Source organism: Saccharopolyspora sp. NPDC002686, from assembly GCF_040295745.1.
Classification (GTDB): Bacteria; Actinomycetota; Actinomycetes; order Mycobacteriales; family Pseudonocardiaceae; genus Saccharopolyspora; species Saccharopolyspora oryzae.
Map to the genome: position 1 here is coordinate 1 of NZ_JBEOVY010000018.1, position 17962 is coordinate 17962.

The 17962-nt window shown below is 68.1% G+C and carries 14 protein-coding genes; 5 read left to right on the plus strand and 9 right to left on the minus strand.

All coding sequences use genetic code 11. From position 1 onward, the window contains the following. The first annotated feature begins 313 nt into the window (after nucleotides 1–313). Nucleotides 314–1648: a serine hydroxymethyltransferase gene (glyA, locus tag ABTZ89_RS04245; protein WP_351039968.1), complete on the plus strand. Its 1335-nt coding sequence runs from the start codon at nucleotides 314–316 to the stop codon at nucleotides 1646–1648. 155 nt (nucleotides 1649–1803) lie between these two features. Beyond that, entirely contained in the window at nucleotides 1804–3291 is a 1488-nt protein-coding gene (locus ABTZ89_RS04250) for an amino acid permease (protein ID WP_351039971.1), read from the plus strand. Between the two features lie 664 nt (nucleotides 3292–3955). Here the strand turns inward: ABTZ89_RS04250 and ABTZ89_RS04255 are convergent. From ABTZ89_RS04255 to ABTZ89_RS04280, 6 genes are read right to left on the minus strand one after another with little or no spacing between them, the layout of a single operon-like run. Continuing rightward, nucleotides 3956–4843: an alkaline phosphatase family protein gene (locus tag ABTZ89_RS04255; protein ID WP_351039973.1), complete on the minus strand. Its 888-nt coding sequence runs from the start codon at nucleotides 4841–4843 to the stop codon at nucleotides 3956–3958. After that, nucleotides 4840–5571 (minus strand): HAD family hydrolase, encoded by a 732-nt coding sequence (locus ABTZ89_RS04260; RefSeq protein WP_351039976.1) that lies wholly within the window; start codon nucleotides 5569–5571, stop codon nucleotides 4840–4842. The genes ABTZ89_RS04255 and ABTZ89_RS04260 overlap by 4 nt, the downstream gene beginning before the upstream one ends. Next, on the minus strand, nucleotides 5568–6698 hold the full coding sequence (locus tag ABTZ89_RS04265) for an ABC transporter ATP-binding protein (RefSeq protein ID WP_351039979.1): 1131 nt from the start codon (nucleotides 6696–6698) through the stop codon (nucleotides 5568–5570). The genes ABTZ89_RS04260 and ABTZ89_RS04265 overlap by 4 nt, the downstream gene beginning before the upstream one ends. Continuing rightward, nucleotides 6695–7546: an ABC transporter permease subunit gene (locus ABTZ89_RS04270; RefSeq protein WP_351039982.1), complete on the minus strand. Its 852-nt coding sequence runs from the start codon at nucleotides 7544–7546 to the stop codon at nucleotides 6695–6697. Before ABTZ89_RS04270 ends, ABTZ89_RS04265 begins: the two co-directional genes overlap by 4 nt. Then, nucleotides 7534–8457, minus strand: a complete 924-nt coding sequence (locus ABTZ89_RS04275) for an ABC transporter permease (RefSeq protein ID WP_270948777.1) — start codon at nucleotides 8455–8457, stop codon at nucleotides 7534–7536. The genes ABTZ89_RS04270 and ABTZ89_RS04275 overlap by 13 nt, the downstream gene beginning before the upstream one ends. Next, nucleotides 8457–9593 carry an ABC transporter substrate-binding protein gene (locus ABTZ89_RS04280; protein WP_351039985.1) on the minus strand — a complete coding sequence of 379 codons (1137 nt, stop codon included), beginning with the start codon at nucleotides 9591–9593 and terminating at the stop codon, nucleotides 8457–8459. Before ABTZ89_RS04280 ends, ABTZ89_RS04275 begins: the two co-directional genes overlap by 1 nt. Nucleotides 9594–9823: 230 nt before the next feature. Here ABTZ89_RS04280 and ABTZ89_RS04285 point away from each other — a divergent pair, with 230 nt between their 5' ends. Together ABTZ89_RS04285 and ABTZ89_RS04290 are read left to right on the plus strand one after the other, a co-directional pair. After that, on the plus strand, nucleotides 9824–10543 hold the full coding sequence (locus ABTZ89_RS04285) for a GntR family transcriptional regulator (RefSeq protein WP_351039988.1): 720 nt from the start codon (nucleotides 9824–9826) through the stop codon (nucleotides 10541–10543). A gap of 833 nt (nucleotides 10544–11376) precedes the next feature. Further along, the gene (locus ABTZ89_RS04290) at nucleotides 11377–11940 is read left to right on the plus strand and encodes a hypothetical protein (RefSeq protein ID WP_351039991.1); all 564 of its coding nucleotides are present in this window, start codon (nucleotides 11377–11379) and stop codon (nucleotides 11938–11940) included. Between the two features lie 26 nt (nucleotides 11941–11966). Here ABTZ89_RS04290 and ABTZ89_RS04295 read toward each other — a convergent pair whose 3' ends face one another. The 3 genes from ABTZ89_RS04295 to ABTZ89_RS04305 form a co-directional block, all read right to left on the minus strand. Continuing rightward, nucleotides 11967–13394, minus strand: a complete 1428-nt coding sequence (locus ABTZ89_RS04295) for an ATP-binding protein (protein ID WP_351039993.1) — start codon at nucleotides 13392–13394, stop codon at nucleotides 11967–11969. Between the two features lie 17 nt (nucleotides 13395–13411). Further along, the gene (locus tag ABTZ89_RS04300; RefSeq protein WP_270948773.1) at nucleotides 13412–14086 is read right to left on the minus strand and encodes a response regulator; all 675 of its coding nucleotides are present in this window, start codon (nucleotides 14084–14086) and stop codon (nucleotides 13412–13414) included. A gap of 115 nt (nucleotides 14087–14201) precedes the next feature. Next, a complete protein-coding gene (locus tag ABTZ89_RS04305) occupies nucleotides 14202–16304 on the minus strand; it encodes an acyltransferase family protein (protein WP_351039997.1) in 2103 nt (700 codons plus the stop codon). 380 nt (nucleotides 16305–16684) lie between these two features. Here ABTZ89_RS04305 and ABTZ89_RS04310 point away from each other — a divergent pair, with 380 nt between their 5' ends. Further along, nucleotides 16685–17728, plus strand: coding sequence for an LCP family protein (locus ABTZ89_RS04310; protein WP_351039999.1), 1044 nt, complete (start codon nucleotides 16685–16687; stop codon nucleotides 17726–17728). The last annotated feature ends 234 nt before the right edge of the window (nucleotides 17729–17962 follow it).

Consider the following 17962-nt stretch of genomic DNA (forward strand, 5'->3'; position numbering starts at 1 on the left):
ATCTATCCGCACCTGGTCGGCGTCACCGCGCTGCGCGCTGTAAGCCAGCAGATCACCGCCGACGCCGTCGATGGTCAACCCGCGCCGCAGCTCGACGGCCAGGGCGTCGAGCTGCTCCTGGAGCTGCTGTTCCGGCACGGCGCCCTTCCCTTCGCGATCTCTCCTGCAAGTGTAGGAGAGGCCGCTCACAAGTCCGAGCGTTCTGCCGGTGTCCTGACGCCTCGCCGCTCCCTACGGTTGACGGAACGCACTGGTCAGACAGGTGGCTGGACTGGTGGTGCACCACTGGCTCGGCCGGAGAGGAACGTCGGACATGACAGCACTCGCCCACCGCCCGTGGGTGCCCGAACACGCCGAGCGCCGGGTCCGCGCGGTTGCCGGAGCCGCGGCCGCCGCAACACCGACCGGTCTGCTGGCCGAGCTGGACCACCTGGTCGAGGAGAACCGGCAGATCCACGACGTCGACTCGATCAACCTCAACCCGGCCACCAACATCATGAACCCGCGGGCCGAGGCCATGCTGTCGGCGAACCTGGGCTCCCGCCCGTCGCTGGGTTATCCGGGTGACAAGTACGAGATGGGCCTCGAGGCGATCGAGCAGATCGAGGTCATCGCCGCCGAGCTCGTCGCCGAGGTCTTCGGCGCCCGCTACGCCGAGATCCGCGTGGCCTCCGGTGCGCTCGCCAACCTCTACGCCTTCATGGCCACGTGCGAACCGGGCGACACGATCATCGCTCCGCCCGCCACCATCGGCGGCCACGTCACCCACCACGCCGGCGGCTCGGCCGGGATGTACCGGCTCAACACCGTGCCCGCACCGGTCTCGCCCGACGGCTACACCGTCGACGTCGACGCCCTGCGCATCCTGGCGCACGAGGTGAAACCGAAGCTCATCACGATCGGCTCCAGCCTGAACCTCTACCCGCACCCGGTCGGATCGATCCGCGGCATCGCCGACGAGGTCGGAGCGCGGGTGCTCTTCGACGCCGCCCACCTGTGCGGTCTGATCGCGGGCAAAGCCTGGCAGCAGCCCCTGGTCGAGGGTGCGGACCTGATCAGCTTCAGCACCTACAAGAGCCTGGGAGGCCCGGCCGGGGGTGCGGTCGTCACCAACGACGCGGAGCTCGCCGAGCGCCTCGACAAGATCGCCTTCCCCGGGTTGACCGCGAATTTCGACGCGGGCAAGGCCGCCGCGCTGGCCGTCACCATGCTCGACTGGAAGGTCGCGGGTGAGGCGTACGCGGCCGCGATGGTGGACACCGCCGCCCGGCTCGCCGCCGAGTTGGAGAAGGCCGGGCTGCCGCTGTTCGCCGGTTCCCGCGGGACGACCCGTTCGCACCAGTTCGCCATCCGCGCGCAGCAGTGGGGCGGTGGCCAGGCCGCCGCGAAGCGCCTCCGCGAGGCGAACCTGCTCGCCTGCGGGATCGGACTGCCGGACAGCCCGGTCGAGGGCGATGTCAACGGCCTGCGGATGGGGACCCCCGAGCTCGTCCGGCTCGGCATGGAACCCGACGACATGGCCGATCTGGCCGGGCTGATCGCCCGCGGCCTGGACCGCGACGGCGACCCGACCGCGGTCGCACCGGACGTCGCTGCCTGGCGCAAGCAGTTCACCGGCGTGCACTACACCGCGGACCGACCGAACTGACTCCCCTTGCCGTCGGGTCACCGGCCCGACGGCAGGGGCGGCGGCCCGACCTGGCCGCGCTCACCGTTCGCGGGGAATCCCCGCCTTCTGATCTGTCCCGTCCTCGACCTTCGAGGGCTCGACAACCCACCCCCAGCATCGGAACGGGAACGAGCATGTCCAAAGACGTACAGCTCACCGACGAAGGCCTCGCGCAGGGCCTGCAGACCCGCCACACCCGCATGATCGCGATCGGCGGCGCGATCGGTGTCGGCCTCTTCCTCGGTTCGGGCGCCGGCATCGAGGTCGCCGGCCCCTCCCTCGTCCTGGCCTACGCGCTCGTCGGTGCTTTCATCTTCGTCGTGATGCGGGCGCTGGGCGAGTTGCTGCTCTACCGCCCGGTTTCCGGCAGCTTCGCCGACTACGCCCGCGAGTTCCTCGGCCCGGCTTGCGGTTTCGTCACCGGCTGGGGTTACTGGATCACGTGGGGCCTGATCGGCATGACGGAGATCACCGCGGCCGGGATCTTCGTGAAGTTCTGGTTCCCGGGCTTTCCCCAGTGGATCACCGCGCTGATCGCACTCGTCGTCCTGGTCCTGCTGAACCTCGCCAAGGTCGGCGTGTTCGGCGAGGCCGAGTTCTGGTTCGCCTCGATCAAGATCGTCGCGATTCTCGGTCTGATCGCGGGCGGGCTCACCGTGATCCTCTTCGGACTCGGGCCCGCCGGCGGATCGGCGACGTTCTCCAACCTGTTCGCCCTCGACGTCCCCGGCACAGCAGGCGGTTTCCTGCCGTTCGGCGTGCTCGGCTTCCTGCTCGCGATCCAGATCGCCGTCTTCTCCTACCAGGGGTCCGAGCTGGTCGGCATGACAGCGGTGGAGACCAAGGACCGCGAACGCGCCATCCCGAAGGCGATCAACTCGGTACCGCTGCGGATCGTCCTGTTCTACCTCGGTTCGCTGGCCGTGCTGATGTCGGTCGTGCCGTGGCCCCAGTTCAACTCCGAGGACAGCCCGTTCGTCCAGGCGCTGACCCAGATCGGCGTGCCGGCCGCCGCCGGGATCCTGAACTTCGTCGTCCTGACCTCGGCCCTGTCGTCCTGCAGTGCGGGCGCGTTGTACTCCAACGCACGGCTCCTCAAACGACTCGCCGACGACGGCATGGCTCCGAGGCGGTTCGGCGCGCTCAACGCCAACCGCGTCCCGGCCGCCGGGGTGCTGGCGTCCGGCTCCTTCATGCTCTTCGGCGTCGTGCTCAACGCCGTCGTGCCGGAGCAGGCATTCGAGTACCTGCTGGCCATCTGCTCGCTCGCGGCGCTGTGGACGTGGGGCGTCATCCTCGCCTGCCACATCGCCTACCGCCGCAAGGTGAAGGCGGGGCAACGTCCCGCATCGCCGTACCAGCTGCCCGCCGCTGGTGTCCTGGCCCCGGCGGGCATCGTCTTCCTGGCGACCGTCGTGGTCCTGATGGCCTTCGACGAAAGCGCCCGCATCGCCTTGTTCGCACTACCCCTGTGGGCCGCACTGCTGGCCACCGGATACTTCCTGTCCCGCCGCTTCAACCCGCGCCACGCCGAATTCGAGCAGAAGTCCGCACGCGACGAGCAGTACGCCCGCCGACAACTGCAACGCGACGCCGAGGTCACGACAGCCGACCCGGGCTGATCCCACCCCTTCGAGGAGACCTCCGCCGGAGGACGCACCGTCGAAGGGGCGCTCATGGCTGTCTGGTCGGGTAGCGGACTTCGAAGGTCACGACACCGTCGTCGGTTCGCCACGGGCCGTGTGGCATGCCCGGTGGCCGGCAGGCGTACATACCAGCGGAGAAAGTCCGGCCGAGGGTGAGGTCCGTGAACGAGCCCTCGGTGATGTAAACCTCTTCCCAGAAGTCATGGCATTGAACGCCCATGGGTGTGGAGTCCGCACCTGGGGAGTAGCGCAGGATCCGCTGGCTCGTCGAAGTGGTGACTACGAGCCGATGCCCACGGTCGTCACCCCGATGAAGGACACCAAGGCTGGTCCACAGAGGACTCTTAGATCGAAGCTTGCGATTTTGTCGCCCTGCTCCGGGGAGAGCGGCTTCGCTGCGCCCATGATGACGCCGATCGAGGTGAAGTTCAGCGCCGCCCCGATGCGGAGACAAGAGGGTCTCCGCAGGCTTTGACCTGCGAAGACCCTCTCTACCGTCGGGACGGCGGGATTCGAACCCCAGCTCGGTCCACAAGGGACACTCACCAGCGAAAACCGAGGAAATCCAGGACAACCCGGTGCAGATCAGTGTCGTTCGACGCAGTACCGCGCACTCGGTCCCGACGCTGAAACCGCCGCGCTACCGTTCCCGGGCGCTCTCGTCCAGCAGGAGTTCCACCAGTTCGTGCGGCGAGACCGTACTGGGCCAGGGGGTGAGCGAGCCGGCGGTCTGCCAGCGCAGGATGAAGGAATTCCGTTCCTCGGGTGTGCTCCCGCCGTGCCCTCCCTGGTCCAGGTGCCCATGATCCGCAACCACCACCAGGAGCCAGTTCTCGGCGTGTTCATCCGCCCGGGCCTGCACGGCCCGACGGATGCGGCCGATGTGCCGGTCAACCCGGGCCAGTGCCGCCTGGTACTGCTCGCTGCGGGCGCCGTAGACGTGCCCGGCGTCGTCCACATCGCAGAAGTACACGAAGGCCACGTCGGGAACGCTGTGGGACGTGAGCGCCGCGAGGGTGAAGTCGGTGATCTCGGCGTCGATGCTGACGTATCCGTGGGTTTCACCGTCGCGGGAGACGACGGTGTGCAGGCCGGCTTTCTGCTGCTCGAGCCGCTGGTGGATGACCGGCCCCAGCCCGTCCGGGGAGACGAGCGGCGGCCAGCCCGCGGCAGCGAAAGTCCTGGTCGAAGGGTTCCTGAAGAAGGCTCGTGAGAGCAGGTCCGGATTGCTGTAGAGCCGGTGCCCCACGAAGGAGTTGTCCTTCACCCCGTGCTCGGCGTGAGTCGTCCCCGTGAGGATGGAGGACCATCCCGGGCCGGACATGGTGGGCACTTCCATCACCATGGGCTGAAGTTCGCCCTCGGCAGCCATGGCGCGCAAAGCCGGGGCGGCCGGGGAATCCGCTGCGAGGTCCCAGCGGAGCCCGTCGATGCCCAGCAGGATGATCCGGGGCCGGACAGCGGCAGGAGGCGTGGGGCGAGTCGGCATGTTCACCGTCGTCACCGGTTTCGTGGTCGGGGTGGTCATCGCTCGGAACCCCTTGCCCGTGCCAGGAGCGGGAGCGTGACCTCTTCGAGGGAAGTGATGATCGTGCGGCCGGGGGCGGCGTCGATCGGGACGGTGGAAGGTACGACGACGACGGGGCAGCCGGCTGCTTCCGCTGCGGCGAGGCCAACGGGTGAGTCCTCCACCACCACGCACTCAGCAGGCTGGGCTCCCAGCCGTCGCGCGGCCTCCAGGTAGGGGTCAGGCGCAGGCTTCGAGACGGTGGTGTCCTCGAAGGCCACGACGAGCTCGAACAGCTCACGTCCGAGCCGTTCCCGGACCAGCTCCACCACGCGGCGGGGCGAGGCCGTCACGATGGCCGCGGGGATCCCCTGCCCCGCCAGGAGGTGGAGCAGCTGCAGGGCTCCTGGCCTGGGCACGACCTCCAGGGCCACGAGGCCTGCGAAGGTCTCGTCGAGCGTTTCGGCGAGTGCGCTGGCAGACGGCGCCGCGGCCATCGTGGACGCGAGGAACGCGGCCGTGTGCTGGGACGGGCGCCCGACAACATCAGGCCGGTCCTCCGGTCCGAGCGTCCTGCCCAGGTCGTCGGCCACCGTCTCGACGGCGTCCCACCACAGCCGTTCGGTGTCCACGAGGGTGCCGTCCATGTCGAAGAGCACAGCTGCGGGCAGAGCATTTCCGGCGCCTTCCGGTGCCGCATGGGCCTGCACGCCGTCAGGCAGGGCGGTGCTGTCCTGGTGCGGCATCATGCGGTGGCTTCCTCCTCCCTGGCCTGGTCGATCAGGACAGGGCGTTCCGGGAGGCTGAGCCGGACACGTGAACCGACCGGAACGGTGGACGCCACGGCGGTGGGGACATCGGCGAGGGCTTCCCGGCCGCTGTCCAGGCGCACCGTGAGGCGCGTCGTCGCTCCCCGGAAGGACGCAGCCACGACTCGTGACCGGCTTTCCGGAGCAGCGCTGACAGCGAGGGCTTCGGGCCGGACGAGGACGTCGATGTCGCGGGTGCCGTGCGCGGTGGCCGCACTGCCGTTCCGAGCGGGGAGGTGCGCTTGGACAGGGCGGGTGAGATCCAGAACGTCCACGTGGGTGCCGTCGCTGTTGAGACGGCCGGGAAGGCGGCTCGTGGTGCCGACGAACTCGGCGACGAAGGAGGTGGCAGGTGCGTTGTACAGCTCGTCCGGCGTGGCGCACTGTTCCAGGCTGCCTGCCCGCATGACGGCCACCCGGTCCGATATGGACAGTGCCTCCTCCTGGTCGTGCGTGACGAACAGCGTGGTGATGCCCAGGTCCAGCTGGAGACGGCGGATCTCGTCGCGCAGGGACTTCCGGACCTTCGCATCGAGCGCGGAGAGCGGTTCGTCCAGCAGCAGCACCCGGGGCTCCAGGGCGAGAGCGCGGGCGAGGGCCACCCGTTGCTGCTGGCCGCCGGAGAGTTGCCGCGGGTAGCGGCCGGCCTGGGTGGGAAGTCCGACGAGTTCGAGGAGTTCGTGGGCCCGGGCCCGGCGCTTCGCACCGGGGACGCCTTGCATGCGCATTCCGAAAGCGACGTTGTCGGCGGCGGTGAGGTGCGGGAAGAGGCTGTAGGACTGGAACACCATGCCGACGTCACGCCGGTGTGCGGGGTGACCCGCGATGTCGCTGCCGTCCAACAGGACCTCACCGGAGTCGGGGTGTTCGAAACCGGCGACCACGCGCAGCGCCGTTGTCTTCCCGCAGCCGGAAGGGCCGAGGAGGGCGAGCATCTCGCCAGGGTTGATCGTGAGGCTGAGCCCGTCGAGGGCCGTGGTGGCGCCGAAGGATCGGCGCAGTTCGCGGAACTCCAGGCCCGCGCTGCAAGTGGCAGCTGGGGGCCGGGATCTGGTGGTGCGCGTCATGAAGTCTCCTTGAGCGCTTTGGAGCGGCCGAGCTTCGCGACCGCGATGAGGATGAGCCAGGTGCCGATCAGGCCGACCATGGAGACGGCGACGGACAGCTGGGCGTGGGCACCGCTGATCGCAACGGTCCAGACGGCGAAGGGCTCGAAGCCGAGCAGTGCGGAGACCGCGTATTCCCCGAGGACCAAGGCGATGGTCAGGAAGGCGGTGTTCAGCAAGGCTTCCCGGAGGTTCGGGAGGATCACGAGGAACAGGGCTCGGGGCCAGGACGCCCGGCAGGACCGCGCGGCCTCGACCAGGACTTTCAAGTCGATCGCGGTCAGCCCGGATTCCAGGGTCACGTAGGCCAGGGGCAAGGCCATGAGCGTGTAGGCGAGCACCAGGATCAACGGGAAATCGGGCTGCTGGAGGGCGGCCAGCACGGAGAACCCCGGGGTGTCGTAGAGCCAGTCGGTTCCCCAGCGCAAGACCGTGGTGATTCCGGCACCGAGAGCCACCGCCGGGACGACGAGCGGGAGCATGCAGACGACTGCGACCACGGCTTTCGCACGAGGGACGGCAAGGCGCACGGCGAGCAGGGCCGGAAGCAGCAGGCCGAGTACGAGCAGGACCGTGGCGGCGGCCAGGAGCAGTGTCAGGCCGAGACTTCCAGCGAGCCCGTCGGTGGTGAAGATCGCGGTGTAGGCGTCCAGGCCGGGCGTCTGCCGAGGGTCGCCGAGCCCGAAGGTGAAGGCCAGTGCGCAGACGATGGGGACCAGGAAGTAGACCCCGGCTGCGGTGAGGACGACGTTGGCGCCGAGTCGGGATTCCCCGGTCCGCGCCGGGCGCGAGCCGGTCAGGACAGCCATTTCGAACTCCTCCGCTGCAGCAGGAGCTGGATGCCCATGACGACCCCGGCCACGATGATCATGTTCATGCCGAGCGCGAGGGCGACGTTGCCCTGGCCCACGAGGACGTCACCCGTCAACGCCGAGGCGATCTTCACGGTCACCAGGGGGATGGAGCTCCCCACCATGGCGGCAGCCGTCGCATAGGCGCTGAAAGCGCTGCCGAACAGCAGGACGAAGCCGCTGAGCAGCGTCGGGAACAGGACGGGGAAGGCCACGTGCCGCCAGTACTGGAAGCCGGTGGCGCGGTTGTTCTGCGCGGCCTCCCGCCACTGGGGTTTGAGGCCGTCCAGCGCCGGCGTCAAGGTGAGCACCATGAGCGGGATGAGGAAGTACAGGTAGACGATCGCCAGTCCCCAGAAGGAGTACAGGCTCCAGCCCTTGTCCGCGAGACCGAAGAATCCGGTGAGCACGCCGGCATTGCCCAGGGTGGCGACGAAGGCGAAAGCGAGGGGTACGCCGCCGAAGTTCGCGATCACACCGGAAGCCGAGAGCACCGCCTCGCGCAACCCGCGGAAGCGCGAGGTGACGATGGCACAGGCGATCGGCAGGCTGACGACTGTTGCGATGAAGGCGGAAAGTGCGGAGAGCTTGACGCTTCCCAGCAGGCTCTCCAGGTACGGACCGTCGAAGGAGGCGGCGAAGTTGGCCCCGGTGAACTCGGTGGCGCCGGTGTCGGTCGTGATGGTGACCGAGCCGACGGCCATGGCCGTCACGGGCAGGCCGAGCACGATCACGGCGAAGGCCAGCAGGGGGGCGACGCCGAGCCAGCCAGTGGCAGGCCTGCGGCCTCGGCGCCGGGGCGTCTGGGTCTCCTGGCGCCGGGACGCGCTGGGTGCATCGGCGATGGCGGTGGGTGTGGCAGTCGTCATCAGGAAACGGCCTTCGCCCAGCCATTGGACACTGCGGTCTTGGCCGCCTGGCCCTGCGCCTCCGTGGGGAACGAAACCTTGTCCTCGTTGACCTGGGGCAGGCGGTCGAGCGAGCTCTTGTCCACCGTGCCGTCGGCGACCATGGTGGGCAGCAGCACGGGGCGGGCGTATCCCTTCAACCAGAGGTTCTGTCCCTCGGGGCTGTAGAGGAATTCCTGCCACAGGCGAGCGGCGGCCGGGTGCGGCGCCCACTTGACGATCGCCTGGGAGTAGTACTGGGCGAAAACTCCGTCTTCGGGGATGGCGACCTTCCACTCGATCCCCTTGGCCTTCAGCTCATCCGAGTAAGCCGCGTTGCGGTAGTCCCAGACGACGGTGATGGGCGTCTCGCCCTTTTCCATCGTCGCGGGTGTCGCCTCGACGGGGTTGAAGTTGCCGGCCTGCTTCAGCTTCGCGAAGAAGTCGATGCCGGGCTGGATGTTGTCGAAGGAGCCGCCGTTCGCGAGAGCCGCGGCGAACACGGAACCGAAGGCGGAAGCGGACTCCGCCGGGTTGCCCGTGAGCGCGACCTTGCCCTTGTACTGCGGGTCCAGGAGCTCCGAGAACTTGGTCGGGCACTTCGCGACGCGACCTGCATCGCAGCCGATGGAGACGTAGCCGCCCATGTCGTTGTACCAGAGACCCGCGGCGTCCTTCTGGGAGTCCGGGATCTTGCCGAAGGACGTCACCTTGTACGGGGCGAGCAGGCCTTGTTTCGCGGCAGCGACGTCGAAATCGTGCCCGACGTCGATGACGTCCGGCGAGCGTTCCTGCCCCTTGCGGGAGGACACCGCGGTGATCTCGTCCTGGCTGGAGGCATCCGGGTTCTCGACCTCGACCTTGACGCCGTACTTCCTCTCGAAGGTGGAGATGACCTCGCCGTAGTTGGCCCAGTCCTTCGGAAGCGCGATGGCGTTCAGCTTTCCTTCCTTCTTCGCAGCGGCGATCAGGGCATCCATGCCGCCGCCTTCTTCGACCGAGCTCGCGGTCCGCCAGTTCGAGTCGGAGGCGCCGTTCCCGGACGAACACGCAGCCAGTCCGGACAGCAGCAGGGCCGCGGCCCCGAGGGCGCTGGCACGGCGGAGGGTCGCCTTCATCCAAATCCCCTAAAGTTGGCTATACAACTTGCAGCCACCACTGTCATCGGGCCGGGTGTCCTGCCGGTGAACGGATGGGTGCGCGAGGAGGAACTGTCGGCGGGCAATCGGTGGAAAAACGTTCGTCCGCGCGACAAAGGGGCACGACGGTCTATCTTGTGTGGATGGTCAGCGAAACAGCCGGAGGGAACGGCAAGCGGAGCGGGGCAGGAGCCGTTCGGTATCAGAAGTTGGCAGCCGAGATGCGGCGCGCGATCGAAGCGGGAAAGTTCGGCAACGACGGACGCCTGCCCAGCGAGGAAAGTCTCGCGGAGCAGTACGGGGTTTCCCGCGGCACCGTTCGCAATGCCCTGGCGCAGCTTCGAGCGAACGGGCTGGTCACCTCCCGCAGGGGAACCCGGCGGGTGATCCTGGGGACCGCGCGTACCCAGAGCTTCCACGAACTGCTGAGTTTCACCAGCTGGGCACGCTCCTTGGGCGAGGAGCCCGGCGCCCGGACCATCCATGCTCGCGTTCGCGCAGCGACCGCGGTTGAGGGAGAGCGCCTGCAGCTCGATCCGGGGGACGACATCACCGATGTGCTCCGTCTCAGGTTCCTCGGGCGCGTTCCGGTCATGCTTGAACGCACCATCTACCCGCTACAGGTCGGCGAGGCCGTCGAAGCCCTGGCGCCGGATTCCCTCTCGCACACCGGCGCCCTCGATGCGTCCGGCGTCGTCTTCGCGGACAGCGAGCACACCATCGACATCGTCGCTGCCGATGCGACCGACGTCCGGCTGCTGGGCTGCGCCGAGGGCACCGGCCTCCTCCGCGAAGTCCGCCGGGCCACCGATCCCACCGGCGCACCCCTGTTGTGGTCGGACGACCGTTTCCTCCCCGGAACCGTCTCCTTCACCGTCCACAACTCGGCCGCGGTCAGCTCCCTCGCCCGACGCAGGGCACCGCGCTGACCGCGCGCACTCCGCACCGGCCTGCTGGTAGTAGCGGTTGGCCGCAGGCCGGTGCATGAAGACCGCAGCGCACAACGGCGGGATTGCGGCCAGTAGCGCTAGCGCGTGCTCCGTGGCCGACGTGAGGATCGCGGCCAGGACGACGAAAATGCTCAGGACTGTCAGCCAGGTTCGAGCCTTCCTCCTGCCGCAGCGAGCTTTGCCGACGAGCCGGAGGTGCAAGCCGAGGACCCCCAGGAAGAGTGCAGTCCCCACGACTTCACCGGTTTCGACATGTTCCACCCCGTATCGGAACCTCCCCGCCAGCACGGCCGCGAAGAAGCCGAGGGCGACGACATCAGCCCCCATCCAGAGCCAAAGGGCAATCACGACGTCACGCGGCGGCGCGAGCACCGCCCGCGAAGGGGAATCCGTCGGCATCGTTCAACCGGACCCGACGCGACCATCGGTGCAATTCGCTCGTCGGGCCACTTTCCCGCGCATCAAGAATTCCTCCGAGCATCAGCATCGAGATCGAATTGCGCTGCGGGTGAGGCAGCACTGGCTTTCACAGCACCAAGGTGCCGGATTCCCGGGAGGGCCCGGTCCACGGGCCGACCAGGATGGCGCCAGGACAGGTCGGCGCCACGCCGGATCCCAGCTCCCCCCTCTCGGCGCATGGTGCCGGGATCCGGCGAGCGATTCCGCCCCCCGGCAACTAGTTTCACCGATGAATGTCCGCATCCCGTGCGGACCGTGTCATCATCTTGTAACGAGGTGCAGGAGCCGATCATCGAGTTCAGCTCCCGAACCACCGCCTTCGCCGGGTGCGGAGAGCATGCGACAATCGTGGCGTGCACCGTTCGAGCCCGAGATCTGCCTCGTCGTGGCGCCGACTCGCGACGGTGCTGGTGGGAATCTCGCTGGTCGCCGGATGCGGTGGCGCGGCGACGAGCGAGGTGAGCGATGCCGGGGATCCTCCGACCGGCATCGCGGTTGGCCCGACGCTGTACTACCTGGAAGGCAACGCCCTGCGCCCGGTGATCGTGCCGACGGGTGGCACCACTGTTGAGGACTTGCCATTCGGCAAGCTCGGTGATGTGCGGGGCGCGGTGCAGTACCTGATGCTCGGTGCAGGACTCAGTGATTACGAGGAGACCAAAGGACTTCGCACCGAGGTGCCCGAGCTCGGCGCGGCACTGGTGGACGTGAACGTCGTCGTGACCGATCGTGTGATCACCGTGGTTCTGCCGTCCTACGACCTGTCACCGCTGGCCGTCGACCAGGTCGTGTGCACGGCCCTCGCGGTCGATTCAGCGCGCGGCGGAACGATGCGGGGAACGACCGTCGACATCCTGCTGCACAAGGGAATCACAGGTGATCGGATCGCCGACCGCACCTGTCCAGCGATGAGCTGAGCCGGCCACGGCGGGCATCTCCGCACTCAGAACTCGATCAGTCCGCTCGCATCGTCGTGGCGCGGAAGTCGGAGCACGAACCTGGCGCCGCCTTCCGGCCGGTTGCCGGCTTGGATGTCGCCGCCGTGCAGCCGGGCGTTGGCCTGGGCGATCGCGAGTCCGAGGCCGCTGCTCTCCGAGCGCGTCCGCACCGAGTCCGCCTTGTAGAACCGGTCGAACACGTGCGGCAGCACTTCGGGACGCAGCCCGGACCCGTGGTCGGTGACCTCCAGCTCGATCCAGTTCTCGGTGGCCCGGAGCACCGCGGAAACCGGCGGTCGGCCGTGGCGCAGGGCGTTGCCCACCAGATTCGCGATGATGACGTCCAGCCGGCGCCGGTCCAACCTGGCGAACAATCCGTCCGGCAGCTCCAGCTGCACGGCGTCGGTCCATCGCCGGGAGTCGAGCGTCGTCCGCACCGCTTCACCGACATCGACGTTCTCCTCCACCAGCTGGGCTGATCCCGCGTCGAACCGCGAAACCTCGATCAGGTCTTCGACCAGTCGGGTCAGCCGGCGAGTTTCCCCCACGAGGAGTCGGGCCGATCTGGCCGCGTCGTCCGGCATGCGGGAAGCCTCTCCCTCGAGGATGTCGGTCACCGCGATCATCGCGCTCAGCGGAGTGCGCAGTTCGTGGGAGACGTCGGCGACGAATCGGCGGGAGTCGGCTTCCATGCGCCGGAGTTCGGCAACGATGCGTTCCAGCTCCGCAGCGGTGTTGTTGAAGGTGCTCGCGAGTTCGGCCAGCTCGTCGTTGCCGCGGACCTGGAGCCGTGCGGTGAGGTCTCCGTCGGACAGCCGGAGCGTTGCTCGGCGGAGCTCGCGCACCGGTCGCAGCACTCCCCTGGCGGACAGCAGCGCGACCAGCACGGCCAGCGCCACCGCGAGCACACCCGTCAGCCACGCCGCGTGGGCCTGCGCGTTGATCTGCTGCTGGATGGCCGACAGGTCGTGGACGACGTACACCTCCAAACCGGAAGGCACGCTCCTGCCGCTCAGCTGCCTGGTCAGCACGGGCATCCCGATCACCAGCGCGGGCCCGCCGGAGGTGCTGACCTGCTGCGCCTCGACCCGCGAATGGGCACGCACAGCCGCCTGCAGTTCAGCGGAGATCACCGGGTCGAGCGGCGTTTCCGGAGAACGCAGGTCGTGGTAGACGACGGTGGCGCCGGTGGGAAGCTGAGCAGCGAGCGCGTCCAGCGATGACTGGTCCGGTGGGTACGTCAGGTCCGGAGCGAGCGCGGTCACGCGCTGGCGCACCTCGGAGACCGCCGAGTTCTGGTCCGCAGCCAGCAGGGACGAACGTGCCGTCGCATAGCCGGTTGCGGTGGCCGCGGCCACGGCCACCATCGACACCAGCAGGAAACCGAATATCAGCCGAACCCGCAGCCCGCTCAGGAATCGGGGAGACCTCACCGGACCTCTTCCATCGATCAAACCGGTCCGAAGCGGTAGCCGAAGCCCCACACGGTCTGCACGTAGGCGGGGCTCGCCGGGCTGTCCTCGATCTTGGAGCGCAACCGCTGCACGCAGGCGTCGACGAGCCGGGAGTCCCCGAGGTACTCGTGTTCCCAGACCGCCTGCAGCAGCTGCTGCCGGCTGAACACCTGGCCGGGCGTCGCGGACAGGGTGAGCAGCAGCCTCAGCTCCGTCGGCGCCAGCGCCACCTTGCTGCCGGCCTTGGTCACCACCAGGGAGGCCCGGTCGATCACCAGGTCCCCGTGGGTCTGGGCCGAGAGCTGCGGTGATGCGCCACGACGCAGCACAGCTCTGATCCGGGCGTCGAGAACTCGGGGCTGGACGGGCTTGACCACGTAGTCGTCGGCGCCCGCCTCGAGACCGCTGACGACGTCCAGATCGTCACTCCGCGCGGTCAGCATGATGATCGGGACCTCGCCGGAGCTCCGGATTCGGCGGCACACCTCGAAGCCGTCCATCCCCGGCAGCATCAGATCGAGCACCACGATGTCCGGCGGCTGCGATCGGAGAGCGGCGAGCCCCTCCTCCCCCGTCGATGCGGTCCGCACCACGTGCGCCTGTTGGCCCAGGCCCAGCTGCAGCCCCTCCCGCACTGCGGGGTCGTCCTCGATCAACAACACATGCGACACCCGCACAGTATCGGTTTCGCTCTTTGGTTCGAACATGCCGACCACCCCTCACCGCGCGGCCAGGGCGTCCCGCCCCGCAAGTCTGCGCACAACCCGTGACGAATCGGTGACGCGGTCATTTGACCTGGGGTGGGAGCGCATCGACCACCAGGTCGGCGTAGAGGTCGGTGCCGTTCGGGTTTCGCGGGTGCGTGCCATCGTCCCAGAAGGCACCCGGGTGGTTCCGCGCCGCGGTGCGCCAGTCGACCACGGTGACGTTCGGCCACCTGGCGTCGGCGTCCGCCAATTTCGCGTTGACCCGGTCCTGCCAGTCCTTGGGGACGCTGATGTTGATCAACACCACGGCGCGCTGCGGTCCGGCTTCCCAGATCGCGCGTTCCAGGGTGCTCGTGTTGAAGTCTCCGTTGGTGCCCAGGCCGACGACGACCACCGAGCCCAGCCGGCCGCTGTCGCGTTCGGATGCGATCAGCTCCGGAAGGTCCCACATCTGGCGGCCGATCTTCAGGTCCAGGTTCGCGCCCGGCAGCCTTTCCCGCAGTGCGGTGCCGGCTGCCGCCATGACGGAGTCCCCGAAAGCGGTCACCCCGGTACCCGGCGCACGACGTTCCTCGATGGCGGGTACCTGAGTTCCCTGGATGGCGGGCAAGTCCGTCGATGGAGCGGCCGGGGGTGGGGGTGACGGGTTCTTCGGGGTGGCCTCGGCAGCATCCTCGCCTGCAGCGATCTGGGACTGGAGGTCGTTCTTCGGCGGCGCGAGCACCACGCCCGTGACCGCCAGGAGGAGCACCACCACCACGGCACCGGTGAGGACGGCTGGGCCTGTCCTGGTCTCGCCCGTGCGCGACGGAGCGGTCAGTCGACGGATCGTCGCGCGGATGCCGTTGCGGCGGAACGGTTCCTCAACCCAACGGTAGGAAACCCCTGCGACCGCAAGGGAAACAGCGGCGACCAAACCCACGAACAGGGCGTCGGGAACAGCGACACCGCTCGCCGAGAACAGCACGACCACGGGCATGTGCCAGAGGTAGATCCCGTAGGAGCGCAAACCGATCCACCGAAGAGGTTGCCAGCTGAGCAGGCGACCGAACCAACCGGCCGCCGGGATCGCCGCTACCACCACCGCACCGGCGACGACGGCGACCAGTCCGAATCCGCCGGAATACAGGAACTCGCTCGACCCGCCCAGCAGCACAGCCATGAAGGCCAGCACCACTGCTCCGGCCGAGCCGAGCAAGCTGAGGACGCTGGCGCCGGGCCGCTTCAGTCCCACCAACCACTGCGATGGCATCGCGATCGCCAATGACGCCCCCAGCAGGAGACCGAATGCGTGCGTGTCGGTGCCGTAGTAAACGCGCGACGCGTCAGCCCCCGGATCGTGCAGCACGATCATCGCGATGGCCGAAGCGCAGGCCATGGCGAACGCGATGCAGGCCCGTGCGCTCCGACGGCGCACCAGTCGCAGCACCACGAGCAGAACCAGCGGCCAGACCAGGTAGAACTGCTCCTCCACTGCGAGCGACCACAGGTGCAGGAGCAGCGACTGGTCCCCGAACTGGGAGAAGTACGACGCCCCGCTGGCAACGCCCCACCAGTTGCTGGTGAACGTCACCGCCGCCAGGAGCTCGCCGCCGATACCGGACAGCAGAGCGGGTTTCACGATCGTTGCTGCCGCTGTGGCGACCGCTAGGGCCACCAGCACCGCCGGAACGAGCCGACGGACCCGGCGTACCCAGAAGGTCGCCAGATCCAGCGACCCCTTCTGCTGCCACCTGGCGCACAGCTGATCCGTGATCAGGTACCCGCTGATGACGAAGAACACGTCCACGCCGAGGAATCCGCCCGGCAACCACTCCTCGTTCCCGTGGTAGACGACCACCATCAGGACAGCGAGCGCCCGCAGGCCGTCGAGTCCGCGTGCGTATCGCCGTTTCGCGTCGCCGGTTCGGTTTTCCGCCGGTATCCGCTGCATCCGCACTGTCCGTTCGGCAGCGAGCTCGCGACCAGGCGGCGGCATGCGAAATCGAACTGTGTCAGCCATCCCCAGCGGTACCGGTCTCATCGGGGTCGTGTCGGCGACGCCCCTAGGCGTTGCCGCCTCAGGCGCAGCTTCCCCGATACCGTGCTGCGGCGTCATGCGACGCCTCGTGTTCATCTCATTACCCCTTGCTACAGCGGTGGTCGCAGCTGAACCGGTGGCACGAGCACACCAAGCCCGCACGTCGGATTGGTGGCCATGCACTGGAAGGCCATTCGAAAGCCGCTGGAACCTGCACCGGCGGATGTCCCGCGTGGTTTCCCGGTTGCCAGAGGAACCGCTCGGACATCAGTCCCGCGAGCTCCCGACATGTGGACAGATGCGAACCCCGCATGGATGTCCCGCACGTCTGTCCTTCATGGTGTGCGGGGGATGTGCCCATCGTTCGATGGCGATGTCATGGTCGTGTCACAGACCGCTGCCGGAGCTGTGATCTCTGACAACCATCGGCGCCGAAGCAAGCGATGCCACGCGTCGTGGAACTCATCCGGACCCGGGACCTGTTACAGATCCAAGACATTTCCCGCGCATGCACATGACATCAACTCGCCAACCTTGATGCCATGCCAGCCGCATCGTCGCAACCCCGGACCACACGGCGTCGGGCTCGCCGCATCACCATCGCGCTCTTCGTGTGCGCCGGGGCGATCGGTGCCACCGCCTACGGCCTGCTGTCCTCCCACCTTCCGTACAAGTCCGTGGACGTCTTCGAAGCGCTGGGAGACGACCGCCCGAGCGCGGCGCCCGACAGCACGGGCCGAACACCGCTGAACATCCTGCTGATCGGTTCGGACACCCGATCCGGCGACAACGACGCCTACGACGCCCCCAGCGACGAGCAGATCGCCGGGGCGAGATCGGACACGACGATGCTGGTCCACCTCTCCGCCGACCGCCGAAGCGCCACCGTCGTCTCAATCCCCCGCGACACCCTGGCACCCCGGCCGTCGTGTCCGTTGCGCGATGGGCGGTGGACGCCGGCGGCCAGGCAGGCTCCGATCAACACGGCGCTCGGGGTCGGCGGCGTGACCTGCGTGGTGACGACCGTCGAGAAACTCACCGACCTGCGGATCGACCACGTCGTCCAGGTGGACTTCGCCGGCTTCGCCAAGCTCGTCGACGCGATCGGCGGCATCGAGGTCACGCTGGCAGAACCGATCGACGATCCGTACAGCGGTCTCCGCCTCCCCGCCGGCAGCCACCTGCTCAACGGCGAGCAAGCACTGGCCTTCAACCGCACCAGGCACGGCGTCGGCGACGGCAGCGACCTCGCCAGGATCGGCCTGCAACACCAGTTCCTCACCGCGCTCTGGCACAAGCTGGATGCCGAGCAACTGCTATCCGATCCCATTCAACTGCAGCGAATCCTGCGTACCGCAGGCTCCGCTTTCACGGTCGACACCGGACTGTCCTCATTGGACGTGATTCTGGACCTCGGGACACGTTTGCACGACCTGTCCGAGCAGGAGGTCACCTTTCTGACCATGCCGCACTCCACCAGCTCCGCCGACCCCAACCGCTTGGTCCCCGCTCAACCCGAGGCGGACCAACTGTGGCACCTGCTCCGCACCGACCACCCCACCACGGCACTGGACGGACCTGGCTAGGGCCGACGTCTTAGGACATCCGTCCTCAATGGCCGCATTCGGACGAGGGCGGACCAGAGCGGGACTTCGTTGTGGCCGGCATCACCGCACGCCGGGCCAACCGCTCCGCTGCTCCAGCGTCCGAACAGGAAACGGAAGAATGAATGTCAGGGGGACATCGCGTGGTCAACACTGTTGGGCGGCGCACGATGCTGGGGGTTCTCGCAGTCGCTGCCGCCACCGCTTTCCATCCGA

Excerpts from the sequence above, each read along its gene's own strand:
- ABTZ89_RS04275 (WP_270948777.1), bottom strand. The coding sequence starts at position 8,457 with ATGACGACTGCCACACCCACCGCCATCGCCGATGCACCCAGCGCGTCC.
- ABTZ89_RS04280 (WP_351039985.1), bottom strand. The coding sequence starts at position 9,593 with ATGAAGGCGACCCTCCGCCGTGCCAGCGCCCTCGGGGCCGCGGCCCTG.
- glyA (WP_351039968.1), top strand. The coding sequence starts at position 314 with ATGACAGCACTCGCCCACCGCCCGTGGGTGCCCGAACACGCCGAGCGC.
- ABTZ89_RS04255 (WP_351039973.1), bottom strand. The coding sequence starts at position 4,843 with ATGACCACCCCGACCACGAAACCGGTGACGACGGTGAACATGCCGACT.
- ABTZ89_RS04260 (WP_351039976.1), bottom strand. The coding sequence starts at position 5,571 with ATGATGCCGCACCAGGACAGCACCGCCCTGCCTGACGGCGTGCAGGCC.
- ABTZ89_RS04310 (WP_351039999.1), top strand. The coding sequence starts at position 16,685 with ATGCCAGCCGCATCGTCGCAACCCCGGACCACACGGCGTCGGGCTCGC.
- ABTZ89_RS04250 (WP_351039971.1), top strand. The coding sequence starts at position 1,804 with ATGTCCAAAGACGTACAGCTCACCGACGAAGGCCTCGCGCAGGGCCTG.
- ABTZ89_RS04265 (WP_351039979.1), bottom strand. The coding sequence starts at position 6,698 with ATGACGCGCACCACCAGATCCCGGCCCCCAGCTGCCACTTGCAGCGCG.
- ABTZ89_RS04270 (WP_351039982.1), bottom strand. The coding sequence starts at position 7,546 with ATGGCTGTCCTGACCGGCTCGCGCCCGGCGCGGACCGGGGAATCCCGA.